The sequence below is a fragment of the Virgibacillus sp. AGTR genome (assembly GCF_016919725.2).
Classification (GTDB): domain Bacteria; phylum Bacillota; class Bacilli; order Bacillales; family Amphibacillaceae; genus Virgibacillus; species Virgibacillus salarius.
The window spans coordinates 1-17830 of the sequence record NZ_JAJERH010000087.1 but is presented as its reverse complement, the minus strand read 5'-3'; the positions used below and the strand labels follow the sequence as shown (position 1 = coordinate 17830).

Annotated in this window: 18 protein-coding genes; 15 read left to right on the top strand and 3 right to left on the bottom strand. The window is 36.9% G+C overall.

What is annotated here, in order from left to right:
• Positions 1–358 precede the first annotated feature (358 nt).
• The 10 genes from JUJ52_RS20415 (at position 359) to JUJ52_RS20375 (ending at position 8022) form a co-directional block, all read left to right on the top strand.
• Complete coding sequence (locus JUJ52_RS20415; protein ID WP_026681769.1) at positions 359–1369, top strand: AimR family lysis-lysogeny pheromone receptor; 1011 nt, start codon at positions 359–361, stop codon at positions 1367–1369.
• Positions 1370–1473: 104 nt separating this feature from the next.
• Positions 1474–1602, top strand: coding sequence for a hypothetical protein (locus JUJ52_RS23475; protein WP_255637807.1), 129 nt, complete (start codon positions 1474–1476; stop codon positions 1600–1602).
• A 522-nt stretch (positions 1603–2124) separates the two neighbouring features.
• Positions 2125–2406 (top strand): sporulation transcriptional regulator SpoIIID, encoded by a 282-nt coding sequence (gene spoIIID / locus JUJ52_RS20410; protein ID WP_026681768.1) that lies wholly within the window; start codon positions 2125–2127, stop codon positions 2404–2406.
• A gap of 503 nt (positions 2407–2909) precedes the next feature.
• On the top strand, positions 2910–3911 hold the full coding sequence (gene mreB / locus JUJ52_RS20405; RefSeq protein WP_026681767.1) for a rod shape-determining protein: 1002 nt from the start codon (positions 2910–2912) through the stop codon (positions 3909–3911).
• A 43-nt stretch (positions 3912–3954) separates the two neighbouring features.
• Positions 3955–4758 (top strand): flagellar hook-basal body protein, encoded by an 804-nt coding sequence (locus tag JUJ52_RS20400; protein ID WP_026681766.1) that lies wholly within the window; start codon positions 3955–3957, stop codon positions 4756–4758.
• 12 nt (positions 4759–4770) lie between these two features.
• Positions 4771–5601, top strand: coding sequence for a flagellar hook-basal body protein (locus JUJ52_RS20395; protein ID WP_205389103.1), 831 nt, complete (start codon positions 4771–4773; stop codon positions 5599–5601).
• A gap of 71 nt (positions 5602–5672) precedes the next feature.
• The gene (locus tag JUJ52_RS20390; protein ID WP_026681764.1) at positions 5673–6029 is read left to right on the top strand and encodes a DNA-directed RNA polymerase subunit beta; all 357 of its coding nucleotides are present in this window, start codon (positions 5673–5675) and stop codon (positions 6027–6029) included.
• A 557-nt stretch (positions 6030–6586) separates the two neighbouring features.
• Positions 6587–7006 (top strand): 3-hydroxyacyl-ACP dehydratase FabZ, encoded by a 420-nt coding sequence (fabZ, locus tag JUJ52_RS20385; RefSeq protein ID WP_026681763.1) that lies wholly within the window; start codon positions 6587–6589, stop codon positions 7004–7006.
• Positions 7007–7302: 296 nt separating this feature from the next.
• Positions 7303–7500 carry a hypothetical protein gene (locus JUJ52_RS20380; RefSeq protein WP_205389101.1) on the top strand — a complete coding sequence of 66 codons (198 nt, stop codon included), beginning with the start codon at positions 7303–7305 and terminating at the stop codon, positions 7498–7500.
• A gap of 243 nt (positions 7501–7743) precedes the next feature.
• Positions 7744–8022 (top strand): hypothetical protein, encoded by a 279-nt coding sequence (locus JUJ52_RS20375; protein WP_051388344.1) that lies wholly within the window; start codon positions 7744–7746, stop codon positions 8020–8022.
• Between the two features lie 528 nt (positions 8023–8550).
• Here the strand turns inward: JUJ52_RS20375 and JUJ52_RS20370 are convergent.
• Together JUJ52_RS20370 and JUJ52_RS20365 are read right to left on the bottom strand one after the other, a co-directional pair.
• Positions 8551–8724, bottom strand: coding sequence for a YjfB family protein (locus JUJ52_RS20370; protein WP_246484812.1), 174 nt, complete (start codon positions 8722–8724; stop codon positions 8551–8553).
• A 507-nt stretch (positions 8725–9231) separates the two neighbouring features.
• Positions 9232–9570 (bottom strand): YtxH domain-containing protein, encoded by a 339-nt coding sequence (locus tag JUJ52_RS20365; RefSeq protein WP_051388343.1) that lies wholly within the window; start codon positions 9568–9570, stop codon positions 9232–9234.
• Positions 9571–9824: 254 nt separating this feature from the next.
• Here JUJ52_RS20365 and JUJ52_RS20360 point away from each other — a divergent pair, with 254 nt between their 5' ends.
• The 5 genes from JUJ52_RS20360 (at position 9825) to JUJ52_RS20340 (ending at position 16158) form a co-directional block, all read left to right on the top strand.
• Positions 9825–10328, top strand: coding sequence for a competence protein ComK (locus JUJ52_RS20360; protein WP_051388342.1), 504 nt, complete (start codon positions 9825–9827; stop codon positions 10326–10328).
• 227 nt (positions 10329–10555) lie between these two features.
• Positions 10556–11437 (top strand): TetR/AcrR family transcriptional regulator, encoded by an 882-nt coding sequence (locus tag JUJ52_RS20355; protein ID WP_166530684.1) that lies wholly within the window; start codon positions 10556–10558, stop codon positions 11435–11437.
• Positions 11438–11467: 30 nt separating this feature from the next.
• The gene (locus tag JUJ52_RS20350; protein ID WP_205389099.1) at positions 11468–12322 is read left to right on the top strand and encodes an efflux RND transporter periplasmic adaptor subunit; all 855 of its coding nucleotides are present in this window, start codon (positions 11468–11470) and stop codon (positions 12320–12322) included.
• A gap of 3 nt (positions 12323–12325) precedes the next feature.
• Positions 12326–15400, top strand: a complete 3075-nt coding sequence (locus JUJ52_RS20345; RefSeq protein ID WP_205389098.1) for an efflux RND transporter permease subunit — start codon at positions 12326–12328, stop codon at positions 15398–15400.
• A 452-nt stretch (positions 15401–15852) separates the two neighbouring features.
• Positions 15853–16158 (top strand): hypothetical protein, encoded by a 306-nt coding sequence (locus tag JUJ52_RS20340; RefSeq protein WP_205389097.1) that lies wholly within the window; start codon positions 15853–15855, stop codon positions 16156–16158.
• Positions 16159–16265: 107 nt separating this feature from the next.
• Here the strand turns inward: JUJ52_RS20340 and zwf are convergent, their stop codons facing one another.
• Entirely contained in the window at positions 16266–17747 is a 1482-nt protein-coding gene (zwf, locus tag JUJ52_RS20335; RefSeq protein ID WP_026681757.1) for a glucose-6-phosphate dehydrogenase, read from the bottom strand.
• Between the last annotated feature and the right edge of the window lie 83 nt (positions 17748–17830).

Genomic DNA, 17830 nt, shown 5'->3' with positions numbered 1-17830 from the left:
AAAAGTTAGCTGAAGGACAAACCCCACGGAAAGGGAAGTGGGCAGCCGGAGTGTTGGTCAAGCAGTAGCTATTATTCCATAATAGCTACTAGAGGAAGCGTAAATCTGAGCATGAAGTGATAAGGACGGAGCGAATTTTGCTCAGTTTTTCTTAAAAGATAAGAAAGTATAAAAATTTGGCTATACCATAGTGTTTCTTATGTATAGCAAAATTTGTCGAACGATTACCTCTTTTTATTTGTTGAAAATGTGTTAATATAGTGATTAATAAAATATTATGTTGAAGCTTGACGAAAGTTATTTACAGTCAAGTGATAATAAGCCTTGTTTTTCTTTGTTGGAAAGGAGTTTAAAATTAATGTCCTTACCTACTATGTTTATTTCGGGTAAAGATGAGCTATCATTGGAGCAGTTAAAGGAATTTCTATCACGGGATCATAATGATGAAACAGTGATACAATTAATCCGAAAATACTGCTTACAATCATCATCGCGAGATATTCAGAAAAAAGGCATGGAATTTTTATATATGAATGGCTTCTTTGGAGAATTGCAACAATTGATTGAGAAGAATCTGAAATCCACCTATACTTCCAACAGACAATGGGCATCTATTTATCAGTTAATGATAGATAGAAGAATAAAGAGAACTCCTCCACATGAATTGCTACAGAGAATTAAACGAATGCCAACAATAAACGACCCCGAAACAGAATGCCTGATAGAATTTGTTAAGGTAACTTTATATTATGATCTAAATCAACTGGGAAAATTGGGTAATTTTTTAGAAATCCAACAACAATTATTTGCTAGAATCGATGATAGACTTCTTGTTTCCTTTTTCAATATAAGACTCAATCATATTTTAATGATTTATTATATGTCGAGAAATGAACTTATTATGGCGAGGAAATGTGCCTATAGAGTACTTAATCTTTCACAAAACCCTTCAACAAAAGCAGGCGTTCATATAAAACTTGGGTTCTCCTATACATTTGATACGTACTTTCAAGCAATGCATCATTTAGAAGAGGCTACTGCTTTAGCTGAAAAATATGAGCTAAAAGATGTCTTGCATCTAATTCGAAATAACAATATTCCTTTTATAGCTGCACATTTTAAAAAGGTGGAAGGTATAACCACCGTAGATAAAAGTGAACAGGCACATATTGAAATTGCAAAAGGGAATAAAGACAAAGCGATTGAGATATTAAGTAATATCCCATTAAATAGCCCCTTTAGACTATATTACATGGGAAAAGCAAAACATGATAAACGACTGTTGTTGCAATCTCATAAGGATTTTATTGAGAAGCGCAGTGATTATTTCTTTAGTAGGTTACCTCTCAATATATTGAAGACAATGTGAAAAAATATTCCGAGAGTGGTGAAGAAGAATTAATTAAATGAAAACTAAATAGGTGATTAACGATTCAACTTTTTCTAACCTTATATTCCTTAGGAGGTAATAAAATGAAAAAGGTAAAATCTTTTCTTTGTATGGCTGTATTGGTGATGATGATTTCTTTAGTTCCTGGTAATATTTCTGCTGATTCCGGTGTGTCTATACAAGCCGACCCTGATCTTGGACCGTTAGACTAAAAGTAAAGAGAATTTACGTAGTCTATTAGGAAAAGAATCAAGACCAAGAAAAAAATACAGTATTACTGGTAGGAAGCGTGACAAGGAGCACTAATGCAAGATGAAAAGGTTGAATCGTTTTTTATATATTTTTACTACTTATTACTTCGCAAGAAATTGATATGTTCATATTCAGGGAACGTTCTGCTACTTTCCTCATTAAAAAATGCATGTCCTTCTTTCCTTAAAGATGTTTTTTTAATCATAAACACTCCTACTCGATAATAAACTTATACAAACCAATCATTCCGAAATGTCTGAGGTGAGAGCATGTGTGGCTTTATTTCTGGTTACACACATAAATTAGCTAATTTGTATATATAAATAACAGAATATTAAGTAAAATACAATAATGGATGTAGACACGTAAAAACAAGTATACATAGCGACTTATTTTATGATTTCAACATATATGCAGGCCACTAATGGAACACCTTGTCTCAATACCACCTCGGAAATATACAACTCAGGGAGGCGAACGGTGTGCACGATTACATCAAAGAAAGGACTATCAGGATAGGAAATTACGTCGTGGAGACAAAGAAAACTGTCCGAGTGATAGCGAAAGAATTTGGTGTTTCTAAAAGCACAGTCCATAAAGACTTAACAGAACGATTACCAGAGATTAATCCAGAATTGGCAAACAGGGTAAAGAAGGTTCTTGAACATCATAAGGCTATCCGTCATTTGCGTGGAGGAGAAGCAACGAGAAAAAAATATAAAATCGAGCCTAAACATACAGAGGAGGCAAAGCCAGTAGGATAAGTGGTTATAACAAAATTAGTGAAAATTAAAGAGGCTGAGACAAAAGAATGAATAAACAGTTAAAAACGAACGATTATTAGTTTAGGTTTAATATCGTTCGTTTTTTGATTAGGATCATTCATTTAGCATCTGAAATATGCAAGACTCCCGCGGGAACAGCACGAGTCCGAAGATCCACTTGGTAACGTATTTTTCTTTACTAAGTTAGCTGATGCTGTGCCCACGGAAAGAGCGTATATTTTAATGGTGCGGCGAAGATACTCCTATTGATAACATGGTTATTCGTATTTTGAGTAAAGAAGTTGTTAGTTACCCCCGGGCCTCTTTAGGATGTGATTAGACCGTATTCGTTAATGATATTATTTAAACATTTACCCCTGTCGAATTTCCTAGACAAAATTTAAATAAAATGCAGTTAATTGTAGAGTTTTGTGGTAAAATATTATATTAGTAGCAGTATGGATAAAAAAGAGATAGTAATCTAAGTAGGAGGATCTGAACCCATGTTTTCTAGGGATATTGGAATTGATCTTGGTACAGCCAATGTATTAATTCATGTTAAAGGAAAAGGAATAGTTTTGAATGAGCCATCCGTTGTGGCGATGGACCGACACACAGGAAAAGTGCTAGAGGTTGGTGAGGCTGCAAGAAAAATGGTTGGACGTACACCAGGGAACATAGAAGCAATTCGTCCATTAAAGGATGGAGTTATTGCTGATTTTGATGTTACAGAAGCTATGCTGAAGCATTTTATCAATAAAATAAACGTAAAAGGAGTTTTGTCTAAGCCGCGTATACTTATCTGTTGTCCAACCAACATCACGAAGGTTGAGCAAAAGGCTATTAAAGAAGCAGCGGAAAAATCAGGTGGTAAAAAAGTTTACCTAGAAGAAGAGCCAAAGGTAGCAGCAATTGGTGCTGGTATGGAAATCTTCCAGCCGAGTGGAAATATGGTTGTTGATATAGGTGGAGGTACGACAGATGTAGCCGTTTTATCAATGGGCGATATTGTGACATCTGAGTCCATTAAAATGGCCGGTGATAAATTTGATATCGAAATTTTACAATACATAAAGAAAAAGTACAAACTATTAATTGGTGAAAGAACTGCAGAAGAGATAAAAATAAATGTGGCAACGGTATTCAAGGGTGGAAGAAATGAAGAAATGGAAATCCGAGGTCGTGATATGGTATCAGGATTACCACGTACTATTTCCGTTAATTCTACTGAAATTGAAGCAGCATTACGTGAATCCGTATTCCTAATCGTACAGGCTGCAAAATCTGTACTAGAACGTACGCCACCAGAATTATCTGCTGATATTATTGACCGAGGGGTCATTCTAACAGGTGGCGGAGCATTAATTCACGGTATTGATGAGTTACTTGCAGAAGAGCTTAAGGTGCCTGTTTTCATTGCAGAGGAGCCAATGAGCTGTGTAGCAAAAGGTACAGGAATGATGCTGGAAAATATTGATAAGATTGAACGCAAAAAAGTTATCTAACGGAATGAAGACCTGTTAAAAATCAGATCGAGGAGGGGACGTCTTGTTAAGAGGCTTTTATACAGCTGCAAGCGGGATGATTGCTCAGCAACGTCAACAGGAAGCTTTTTCTAACAATATTTCCAATGCCAATACTCCAGGATATAAAGCCGATCAGACAAGCTTGCGAGCATTTCCGGAAATGTTATTGAATCAAATGGGTGGAAAAGAAGTTCCCACAAGTACATCGATGCATGTACCTATACAACAGCCAATTGGCTCATTAAATACAGGGGTGTATGTTCAGGAAACCATTCCAAACTTTACCCAGGGTGATATGAGAGAAACTGGTATTGCCACGGACCTTGCAATCGTTAATGGTGAATTACCTGATGAGGCCGGAAGTTTATTTTTTACTGTTCAAGACACTGATGGAGAAATTCGTTACACTAGAAATGGAAATTTTACGGTTGATGGACAAGGGTATTTAGTAACAAATCAAGGCTTCTACGTGCTTGATCAGTCAGGAGAGCCGATTTATACAAATGGAATGGAGTTTAGCGTAACACCAGACGGCTTGCTGCAAACTCCCGAGCAGTCTGTTAATTTGGGAGTAGCGTATGCAACAGATGCTAATGGGTTAACGAAAGAAGGAAATGGGTTATATGCAGGAGACGCTGCAGATTTACCCCCAGGCGTAACATTTTCAATCAAACAAGGATTTCTTGAAAGGTCAAATGTAGATTCACTTCAATCTATGACGCAAATGATGGAGTCTTATCGATTGTTTGAGACGAATCAACGAGTATTGAAAGCTTATGATGAGAGTATGGGGAAGGCAGTAAGCGAAATTGCGCGTCTAGTCTAGGGGGAATAAGGTATGTCCAGAACGATGATACAAGCAGCAGTCACAATGAATCAACTGCAAAATAAACTGAATCTAATCGGAAATAATATGGCGAATAGTCAAACAACTGGCTTTAAAAGCAGACAAGCCAATTTTTCTTCTTTATTATTTCAGCAAATGAATAACATGACAGACCCTGCAAATGCAGAAGGTAGACTAACACCGGATGGACTACGTATTGGAGCAGGTGCAAAACTCGGTTCAACAAATATAAATCTCTCACAAGGTACGCTCACTGAAACAGAACGAGCATTAGATACGGCGCTTTTGGGTGAAAATCATTTTTACCAAGTACAAGTAGTCGAAAATGGTGTAACAGAAACGCGTTATACCCGTGATGGAGCGTTTTACTTAAGTCCTATGAACAATGATCAAGAAGTTATGTTAACCAACAGTGATGGCAGCCCAATACTTGGAGTAAATGGACCTATTCTAATAGAAGAAGGCTTTGATGATATTGCTATTCAGCCAAATGGTCAGATTGAGGTAAGAAGAGGAAACCAAACGGAGGTTGTTGGTCGACTTGCAATTGTTGAAGCCGTTCGACCTCGATTATTAGAGGCTACGGGGAATAATGAGTTTAAATTACCAAACTTAAATGAGCTTGGTTTTAATTTCGGTGAAATTATCCAAAATGTAGGCGACAATGAGTCTTTATTAAAAAGCGGAGCATTAGAAATGTCTAATGTAGATATATCAAAAGAAATGTCAGATTTAATCATGACACAACGTTCATATCAATTTAATGCAAGAACCATATCTATGAGTGATCAAATGTCAGGCTTAGTAAATCAATTACGCTAATGTATTAACTTGCTCATAAGAATTAAAATGTTATGCCTATGTATTTTTAAAGGAATAAGGAGAAACAAATCATGTCTATAAATCAAGAGGATCGAGCAATGTCGGAAAAAAAACCTAAGAGGCCTTCTAAATTTCAGCGATTTTTAAATCGGATGAAAGAGAAAAAGGATCGTCCTGTTGAAGCGGAAGGAAAAACGAGAAAATCTCAAAAACAGAAGCAAAAGCAGGAGAGAAAAATGGGAAAAAGACCAAGGTTGCGGATTTTCCCCATTTGGTTACGGATCATTGTCGTTCTTCTTTTTTGTGCTATTGCATTAGTGGCAGGATTAATGATTGGATACGGTGTAATAGGCGATGGCACTCCGGTAGATGTATTAAAGAAAGAGACTTGGCAGCATATTATTGATATAGTAACTAAAACAGAATAAAATGAAAGCATCTAGTCGAATATCAAAGAAGATTAGATGCTCTTTTTTATCCCGCATATAATCGGCAGTAAGCCCCTCATTTCAAGTAATGAAGAAAAACCAATATGGGGAAGTGATGGATCAACTGCCGGTAAATGTCCGATTGGTTCACCTAACCATCCGTGGGGATAAACCAACCTCCCACGGATAGAAGTTTCACTTTATCCCACATACAATTTGCAATAAGATTCCCCACTTCAAGTAATAAAGAGAAACCAAAATTGGTAAGAGGGGGAACGATTGCCAGTAAATGTCCGATTGGTGCAAAGGCCTTTAGGTCATACCCTTGTGGTACGAACAATCCGTGGGGAGGAAACAAAACCCTGGTTGAGTTTTCCTTAGTAGAGGTCTACCTCTCTTCATTCAATTAGTTTTATTGAAATTTTATATGGGAACACAGTTGATTTCCAAAAACAGACGGTTGTTTTCACCGTAAATGTTTTTCTCCGGCAAATACAATGGCAGCATTGCAATGGACAGAAAATGTTTAACAATAAAATAAAAAAAGGAGAGATCTTATGAATATTGAACAAATTAAAGAAACGATCCCACACCGTTATCCTTTCCTATTAGTAGATCGGGTTACGGAAATAGAAGAGGGAAAAAGGGTATCTGGGATAAAAAATGTATCTGCTAATGAACCGTTTTTTCAAGGGCATTTTCCGGATTACGCAGTAATGCCTGGTGTTTTAATACTTGAAGCACTTGCTCAAGTTGGAGCAATTGCAATGCTCGGTTTAGAAGAAAATAAAGGGAAGATAGGATTTTTAGCTGGCGTTGACAAGTGTCGCTTTAAAAGACAGGTGAAACCAGGTGATCAATTGCATATGGATGTAGAGATAGTGCGATTAAAAGGTCCAATTGGTAAAGGAAAAGCTATTGCTAAAGTGGATGGAGAAGTTGCCTGTGAAGCTGAGATTATGTTCGCTATAAAATAGTCTTCTTTTTTATAAGTTAAGAAAGTATAAATTCAGTGCAATGACTGCGTTAAGCCAAGTAGTTATTTTGAAATGTTAGATGTATATTGGCAATGCTCTGACTAATTACTTCGCTTTCCGCGGGCACGGCCTCAACTAACTTTGCAAAGAAGAACACGTTGCAAAGTGGATTTTCGGCTCGCGCAATTCCCGCAGGAGTCTACGTAATTCGTCTCCGCTATGAGAAGATGCAACAATTCTTGTCATAAGTAATAGGTTGACTTTTTTTACAATGGGTAAAGTGAAAATCGCTATCCGTGCGTATAAAAGTAGCTGTGTTACTTCATGCTAGCGTTGTAGAGCCTGATAATAGCGAAGGCCGGCCACTTCAACTCCTGTGGGAAATGTTTGACCTGAAGATCCACTTTTTTGAGCGGGTTTTGCTAAAAAAGTTAGCTGAAGGACAAACCCCACGGAAAGGGAAGTGGGCAGCCGGAGTGGTGGTCAAGCAGTAGTTATTATTCCATAATAGCTACTAGAGGAAGCGTAAATCTGAGCATGTAGTGATAAGGACTGAGCGAATTTCGCTCAGTTTTTCTTAGACTGTTGGTTAAGGGAAGGCAGTAATCCAGCTGGGTTTCTCTGGTTCAAATGTGTATACATGTTAAATTTAAGGTAATTTTTGAAAAAAATTGTATGACTTCTTTTGAAATGGTTATGCTAAGACAGATAACGAACAACAAAAGGAGGTAAAATACATGAAGAAAAAACTTCTAGTGAAGTTTGGTGCACCAGTATTAGCGTTGTCTTTAATCGCAGCATGCGGAACAGATGACGATCAGGATCCAGTAGAGGATGAGGCACCTCTAGATCAACAGGAAGAAGATAATATCGATGACAATCCTGCTGATGATAATGGAGGAATGAATGAAGAAAATCCTGACATGGAGAATGATGGTAACGGCACTGACGAAAATAATGATAATAACATGATGGATGATGAAAACAAAGATGAGAATGGAGAAGGAAATCAATAACATTTCATTTCTTCACTCTTAATGTGGCTTTTTATCCTACATTTACTGGCAGTAAGACCCTCGCTTCAAGCAATAAAGTGAAACCGTTATTGGTAAGTGGGGGATGCCTGCCAGTAAATTCCGATTGATTTAAAGACCTTTAGGTCATACCCTTGTGGTATTACCAATTCGTGGGGATAAACAAAACCTCATGGATTGAAGTTTCACATTATCACTAAATAAGCAGAACAAATCCTAAAGTAGGAAAGTTCTGCTTTTGTTATTCTAAGAAATTATAAAACTAGTCCATTTGGATTATATAGGCGTGTTGAGCCGCGTCCAGCTCTAGCGCCCAGAAACGAGGCGACTTTACAAATCGCCCTAATCTAGGTCATCATCGGCTCGCAAGCTCACTGTGATTCTTTTATCTCCGTTGATTCGCTCCAGTCACTACGTTTTTAATCGGTCGCTTGCGCTTTTGTTCTATTTTACATTATTAGCATACGTATAAAAATTGTGATGCGAAACATCTACAATGAACAAAGTGAACTAAAGCGAGATATCAACTCGATTGCCAAGCGATGGATGCGGTGCTGTAGGTGCAGATTGATCGAGCATTTCTTGCAATTGTACGCCTTGCGTTTCTATTACTTTCATAGCATTTTTCATCACGGCAATACTTGCATCAGAACGAATTTGTTGATTTGCCATAGTAACAGACAATGCAGCAATATCCATAAAATCAGGCCTTTCTACTTAAAGTTAATTTGAGCTATATTTAGTATAACATAGGTGGAAAGACCTAGGTATCTAATATATAAATTATTTCATAATGGTTATCGTAAAATGAGATAATTTGTGTTTATCCCGCATATAACTGGCAGTAAGATCCGCACTTTAAGCAATAAAGTGAACCCAATATGGGTAAGTGTGGAACAACTGCCAGTAAATGTCCGATTGGTTTAACTAACCATCCGTGGGGAAAAACAAAACCCCACGGATGGAAGTTTCACTTTATCCCGCATATAACTGGCAGTAAGATCCGCACTTTAAGCAATAAAGTGAACCCAATATGGGTAAGTGCGGAACAACTGCCAGTAAATGTCCGATTGGTTTAACTAACCATCCGTGGGGAAAAACAAAACCCCCACGGATGGAAGTTTCACTTTATCTTTACATATGAGATGATAAAGTATTCTATTTTTTTGCTTCATTGGCAGTAGCTAATTCTTATTTTGCGGAATAAATCTCTACATCCGCCTGCTGGTTTTCAAGCTTTTGTTTATTTTGTCTTTGCGCTTTTACTTTGTCCGTTATTTTTTTTGAAGTAGCAGATGCCGTTTGTTTTACATTTGTGAGTTTTCCCTTAGCTGAATTTCCAAATTTCTTGGTTATTACTACCGTATTATCTTTTGTATTTACCATCTGCTTTGAAATATCTTTACGAAGCTCTTTCCCTGTTTTAGGGGCTAATAGTAAGGATGTAATGGCACCAACAGCAGCACCTATTAATGTCCCTGATATAACTTGTTTTACATTGATCGATCTCTTCGTTTCAGTTTTTGCCATTCATTTTCTCCTCCTGTTAATATGATGTCACCGCGTAACAAAAGATAGGAGATGTTTTAATCTCACTCATACAAGCATGTGACTTTAGCTCATTATAAGTTCATTACCCCTAATCTATAAAAATAAAACGGTAAAATTAAATATATTTAAATTATACCCGATCATTTTAAATCATCTGAATATATACCAAAACCATTTATATTCATAGTAAAATAGATTTACAACTAATAAAAATAAAATCAGGAGGTAAATAGATGGAACAACGAATTACATCGGTATATATTATTTCTCCACAAACGAAAGCCATCTTATTAAAGGAACGATCCTACTTTCGTTCTATTATTTTGGAAGGAAATATGCAGAGAAGGTCTTTACATAAACCAGAACAGATAATTAACAATAGTTGTTTATTATATGGATCGACGTTAGACGGAAGAAGGAAGGCTGTGAAGCGTATATTAAAATCGTCTAGCAAACTCCCAGTTCCTATAATTCCAGAGAAGGGTGTTTACATGCTACCTACTGCCTCAATAAAAAATAAAAGCTGTGTTTGGTTGGCTTATCATCATATTGATACTTATGAAAAGTATCAAGATCAGACTTATATTAAATTTTTTGATGGCAATGACTTACTAATTAATATCTCGCATAATGTGTTTGATATGCAATATAAGCGAACTAGCCAATTAATCGTACATATGAATAGAGGGTTTTTATTCGACCAACGTAGTTTCCGAAATCGATATTTTAAATTTTAATACAGAAAAATAAGAGACGGACGCAAAAGAAACTAAGATTTAGTTGGATGGACAAGCTGGTAGCTCAGAATAGGGAACAATATGTTTCTTTTTTTTTACGTAAATTTACTTGTTTTGAAAACGCTTTTGTTGTTAAGCTTATAAAGCGGTATAATGACTGACCGGTAAGTCAGGATTTTATTGAAACTATTCGTATAGTTATTACGTAAAACAGGTGGGTGACGAGATTGAATGAGAAAAAGATGAAGTTAATTGAAGCAGGAATGAAATTAATTGCTGAAAAGGGGTACTTTAACACTTCTATTCAAGAAATTGCGAATGAGGCTGGTGTATCAAAAGGTTCTTTTTACATATATTTTCCATCGAAAGAAGATTTCCTTACTACAGCTTTTCTAGATTTCCACCGCCATATTACTTTGGAAATGAAGGAAGCAAAGAGTAATGGAAAAACACCTAAAGAGAGTTTTGCAAATCAAATCACTGTTCTAATTGATTATATCTATAAGCATAAGGATTATATTATGATGTATTTTCGTGAAAATATATCAATTGGGCAAGATATGGATAACCAAATATGCAACTTAAAGATAGAGAATTTTAATTGGATGAAGGAAAATCTACGAGATATCTATGGTAATCAATTAGATGTAATGATTATTGATGCTGTTATACAAGTAGAAGGTCTCATTCATGGTTATTTAAAGTGGTTGGTAATAGATGATATTACAATTGATAAATATCGAGCAGGTATGTTTATCGTTAGACGGTTAGATGATTTAATTAAAGGAATGCTAGAAAATCAGGAAGAGCCGCTAGTCAAAGCCTCAGAAATACCTTCTGATTATCATAATGCAACGGAGCATGAGCGTTTTAAGCAACCTTTTCTAGCAGCATTAAGAAAGTTAGAGTCGAAAGTAGCTGAATTACCATTAAGTAGAGCTAAAGAGTCTCAACTCTATCAGGTGATACAGGCCATACAAAATGAGGCAGATAGTAATGAGCCACAAACTGTAGTTATTCAAGGGTTGTTAGCTCACTTTACTGGATATCCTGAATTGAATGAAGAAGTTAAACAAATTGCTACAGTGTTCGATGTTGAACTATTATGATGTGTTAAAGATAAGAGAGGAGTCGAATAGATGAAAAGATTAAGTATAGGTCTTGCGGGATTATTATTAATGGTTCTGCTAGCTGCATGTAATCAAGAAGAGGATAAGAAGCAAGGCGAAGAGAGAGTAACCCCAGTTGAGACGGAGGAAGCGACGGAAGGGGATATCGTTATCGATAAGACAGTTTATGGACGAACACAACCATTGACATCAACTCCTATTATGGTTCAAAATCCTGGAGAAGTAGACACGTTGGAGGTTGAGAATGGGGACCAGGTCAATGAGGGCGATCTGATAGCCACTATAAAGACACCGGCAGGTAAACAAAATATTAGAGCTTCTCGAGATGGAGAAATTGCACAATTATCGTTAGGTAAAGGTGAGATTGTTTCAACGGAAAATCCATTAGCATTGATCGTTGATTTAGAAAAGATAAAGCTACAGTTTACGGTAACAAATGATATCCGTTCCTTATTAGATAAAGAAGACAAATTAACTACCATTATTGATGATAAAGAATATAAAGCAAAAGTTACTTCAATAGGAACAATGCCTGATGATACAGGTCTATATCCAATTGAAGCAACTATAGAGAATAAGGATAATGAATTATTGCCAGGAATGACTGGAAAATTGCATATTCCAGAAAAACGAATTGATTCCGCCGTTATCGTTCCTACAGAAGCAATTGCAGAGGAAAATGACGAGTCATTTGTTTATGTGATAAGAGATAATAAGGCTGTTCGTACTATAGTTTCGATTAAAGAATCACAATCAAATCAAACTGCTATTGAGGGTGACGTTAAAGCTGGGGATCAGATTGTTGTAAATGGTCAGCTGACATTAACTGATGGTAGTAAGGTCAATGTCGTGAAAGGGGAATAAATTTTGAAGCTTGTAAAAACATCAGTAAAACGTCCTGTCGGCGTTATCATGATTGTTCTGGCCATTCTTGCATTGGGAGCCGTCTCACTCCGTAGCTTAACGGTTGATTTATTTCCAAAAATAGATCTCCCAGTTGCAGTGGTCGCAACCACTTATGATGATGCTGCACCACAGGAGGTAGAGAATTTAATAAGTAGACCAATCGAATCTGCAGTAAGTACTGTAGAAGGTATTGAAACAGTTCAATCGCAATCGCAGTCTGGCTCCTCACTTGTAATGCTAATGTTTAGCAATGGAACAGATTTAGATCAGGCATTGTTAGATGTGCGTGAAAGTGTGGATCAGGTTAAAGGGATGCTGCCAGATAGTGCAGGCGAACCAAATATTATGCGATTTAATCCAGATCAGATGCCTGTAATGTGGGTAGGACTGACTGGTCAGGATGCAGCAGCGTTAACAGAGGTTGCCGATGATCAAGTTGTGCCATTCTTTGAAAGACAAGGTGGAGTGGGCTCTGTTTCTGTTGAAGGTGGAAAGGAAAGAGAAATTCAATTAATCTTGGATGAATCCAAACTTCAACAGTATGGGGTAACGACACAATCTATTATTCAATCATTAAATAGTACGAATCAATCAGCCTCAGTTGGAACCGTTGAAAAAGGAAATAAGGATCTTCAACTCCGTATTACTGGCGAATTTTCATCAGTGGAAGATATTAAACAAACGATTGTTCAAACTGAAGCAGGTGCTACGATACACGTAGAAGACGTGGCTAAGGTTAAGGATGGTTTTAAAGAACAATCCAGCTTAACACTTGTACATGGTAAACCATCAGTCGTTTTATCTGTTTTGAAAAAAACAGATAGCAATACGGTTGAAGTGGCTACAAATATCGAAGACAGTATCAAAGAAATAAAACAAGAATTACCATCTGATGTCAATTTAGATGTGATTATTGATACATCTGACTTTATTCAAATGTCTATTGATTCGGTAGTTCAAAACATATTAATCGGTGGGATTATCTCCATCTTTATCTTGTTGTTATTTTTAAAGAGTATTCGCGCTACAATTGTAATTGGTTTATCAATTCCAATTGCAATTATTACAACCTTTACGTTAATGTATTTCACTGGCGAGACGTTAAATATCCTAACACTAGGAGGGCTAGCATTAGGTTTAGGAATGATGGTGGATAGCTCCATCGTTATACTGGAGCATATTTACTCCTTCAGACAAAAAGGTTATAGTTTGAAGGATTCAGCAATAAAAGGTGCATCTGAACTGGCTCCTGCCGTTATTGCTTCTACAACAACTACCCTAGTAGTATTTCTACCTATTATTTATGTAGAAGGAATAGCATCAGATTTATTTACACCGCTTGCTTTAGCCGTCTCATTTTCGTTAATTACTTCGTTGGTTGTTGCGGTTACACTTGTTCCGATGCTTTCTTCAAAATTACTGAAAAAAGCAATCAAGGATGGAGGAAGACGATATTGGTTTGATCGTTTCTTAGATTGGATCAATGATCGTTATCGCAGTATCTTAAAATGGGTATTGGGTCATCGAAAAACGTCAGTATTTGTTACCATCCTAGCCATTGTTGGTAGCTTGGCGTTGACACCATTTATTGGAGCTGAATTTATTCCTTCTGCTGATCAAGGTCAGATGGAGGTTCGTATTGAAACAGCCTCTGGAAGCTCTTTGAAGCATACCGAAGAGGTTGTTGAAAAGGTGAATAAGGAATTAGAGGCATTTGATTCCGTCATTGAAACAAATTATGTAAGTGTCGGCGGAGGAGGCTTTGCCGGAGCTGGTGGCGGTGGTGCGAACCAGGCGACTTACACCATGCAGTTAATCCCTTCATCAGAGAGAGAGAAGACAACAAATGCTGTTGTCCAGGAAATGGACGAAGCACTTCAGGATATTCCTGGAGCTGAAATCACAGTAAGCTCAATGGATTCGGGCATGAGTATGGGAGAACCTATTCAAATAAAATTAAAAGGTCCAGAGCATGAAGTGTTAACAGAACTTGCGGATCAAGTTGTCGATGAAATATCCACAGTAGATGGAATTTATAATCCAGAATCTGCTGCATCTGATGGTGTACCGCAGATGAATATTACCGTTGACAAAGATAAAGCAGCAATGTACGGTTTGACTCAGGAACAGGTTCTTGGCCAAGTGCAGCTACAATTTACGGGCCAAGTAGCTACAAAGTATCGGGAAGACGGTCAGGAAATGGATGTTAGCCTTATGTATCCAGAGGATCAGCGTAGTTCAATAGAAGATTTACATGATATGAAGATTCAAACAATGCAGGGATCAACCATATCACTTGATGAAGTAGCTGAATTTAAGCAAATGAGTGGACCTGTTAGCTTACTAAGAGAGAACCAGCAACCACAGATGAATGTTACGAGCCAGATAGTTGATAGAGACTTAGGAAGTATATCATCAGACGTAGAATCAGTACTTGCGAGCATGAATTTACCAGAAGGCTATAGCTATGAAATTGGTGGTCAGTCCCAAGACATGACAGATTCATTTACTGATTTAGCAATTGCGTTGGTCTTCTCGATTTTCCTTGTTTATGCAGTGATGGCTATACAATTTGAGAATTTCTTATTCCCATTAATTATTATGTTTGCAATGCCTGCAACTGTAATTGGGGTTATGCTCGGACTGTTTATCGCGGATATTCCTCTTAGTATTCCTGCTTTTATTGGAATAATCATGCTTGCCGGTATTGTTGTGAATAACTCGATTGTATTAGTTGATTATATAAATCTTTTACGCAAAAAAGGGAAAGATCGTTATGAAGCAATTTTAGAAGCAGGACCAAGCAGGCTACGTCCTATTGCTATGACAACATTAACAACGATTTTAGCAATGGTACCATTAGCGCTTGCTCTTGGTGAAGGTGCTGAAACACAGCAACCATTAGCGGTCACAATAATATTTGGGTTAGGCGTTTCAAGTATCTTTACACTACTATTAATTCCTGTAATCTACACACTGTTTGATGATTTAACAGCAAAAATTACAAGAAGAAATAAAAATACAGAAGAAGCTTAGGTGATAAGAAGCTGCTGAGATAAAGCGATAAAGCCCATTCTAAAGGTGAACAATACACTATCTTGGGAAAGATACGTAGACTCCTTGGCAAGCGAAGTATATTTCCCAGCAGCTTCGTTAGGGACAAAAGAATTTTTAGCGATGTAAAACCGAAACTTTATCTGAAATAGTTAGATAAAGTTTCGGTTTTGGAAATAGATCATTCATTCATCGCTTAGTCAAATGCTTGCTTTCTGTGGGCACGTCTTCAACTATTTTACTTTTGTCCCAGCCACTTTCCTGATCAGTCAAGTATTAATATTTGTTAGTTTAATTATTTCCGGATTCAAAAACCTTGTGAATTTGGGCGTGCTTTTTTTCACTTCTCACTAATTTTAACCTGAGTACATCCGCAAAAAATGTATTTGATTAACTTTATTGAGAAGAATAGAAGAAGTAGAGGAGGATATCTTATGTCTTTATCCAGAATAATGAAATGGGTCACAGGGATATTTGAAGCACTACTTGGCTTTCCTATTCTTGGGGGCTTATATATTGTTTCAAATTTTTGGACACCCTTGTTTGTTATGTTAATACTTCATATCATTACATTATTTTTATCAAAAAGAGATGGTGCAGCTACAGCAGGTAGTATTTTAGGAATTATTACATCATGTATTGGGTGGATACCTATTGTCGGTATGGTAATGCATATCATTACTGCTATTGTACTAATAATTACTGGAACCATTTCAGACGAACAAAAACGTATAAATTAAAAAGACCAAGTAATTCGTATGTTATGCGAATTACTTGGTCTTTTTTTAGAAATTAGCATTTTGCTAAACTAGAATATTACGCTGACTTTTTTCTGAGAGATGATCAGCTATTCAGTAATTGGCCACCAATGGAATCCATCTTGTTCAAGTAAATCATTGGCAGCCTGTGGCCCCATTGAACCTGAAGGATAGTTTGGGAATTTAGGTTGTGATGCTGACCATGCTTGAAGTAAGGAGTCGATAAATGCCCATGAATAGGCTACTTCATCCCAATGTGTAAAGTTTGTTGTATCGCCGATGATACAATCATAAATTAGTTTTTCATAAGCTTCTGGTGTGTTTATTCCATCCACGCCATTATTGGTATAAGAAAGCTTAATAGGCTCAGCAATTGAGCCGATTCCAGCCTTTTTAGCGTTGAGATACAAAGTGATTCCTTCATTTGGTTGAATATTAATGACCAGTAAATTAGGATGCTTCTCTGCTTCATCCTTGTAATATAAATTCATTGGTATATCTTTAAACTCAACGACAATTTTAGTGGATTTTTCTTTCATGCGTTTGCCGGTTCGGATATAGAATGGTACTCCTGCCCAACGGTAGTTATCAATCATTACTTTTCCAGCAACGTATGTCTCTGTAGTAGATCCAGCTAACTCTTCTGTTTCTTCTCGATATCCCTTCACCACTTCGCCTTTTGAGGTTCCACTTCCATACTGTCCACGAACAAAGAATTCATCCACTTTGTCAGGATCAACGTGTCGTAATGCCCGTAATACCTTCACTTTTTCTGAACGAATTTCTTCTGGAGTTAATTTAATTGGTGGTTCCATTGCTAATAATGCTACCATTTGTAGCATATGGTTCTGTACCATGTCTCTTGTAGCACCTGAATGATCATAGTAGCGTGCTCTATCTTCAACACCAAGTTCTTCACTAGAAGTAACTTGGATATTGGAGATAAAGCGATTGTTCCATAAATGTTCAAATATCCCATTCGCAAAGCGAATAACTTCAATGTTTTGTACCATTTCTTTTCCTAGATAATGATCGATACGATAAATCTGATTTTCATTAAATGCCACGCGAATTTGATTGTTTAACGCTTTTGCAGATTCTAGATCATGACCAAATGGTTTTTCAATAACAAGTCTTGTCCAGCCAGCACTATCCTTTAAGCCGTTTTGTTGAAGCTGATTGGCGATGGAACCAAAATATTCCGGTGCCATAGCTAAATAGAATATTCGATTGCCATCTGTTTGATAATTACCCTCCAGCTCTTCAAGTAATATTTTTAAATGGTCATAGGAAGACGTGTCAGTTACATCAAAGGAATGATAATAAAAATGAGATGAAAAAGCTTCTATATCTTCTGCGTTTAAAGAAGCATTTTGAATTGAATCTCTTACATTTTCCCTAAAAACTTCATTGGTCCATGGTCTACGAGCGAGACCAACTACTGCAAAATCTTCACCAATTTTTCCATTCTGATAAAGGCGATAAATGGAAGGGAATAATTTCCTCTTAGATAGGTCTCCTGTTGCTCCAAAAATCACAATTACTACGTTTGGTTTATCTATAGTATTCAAAATACCCTCTCCATTTTCTATTAACTAATTAGCCGATAGCCAAGTTATCCCGCATATAACTGGCAGTAAGCCCCCGACTCCAG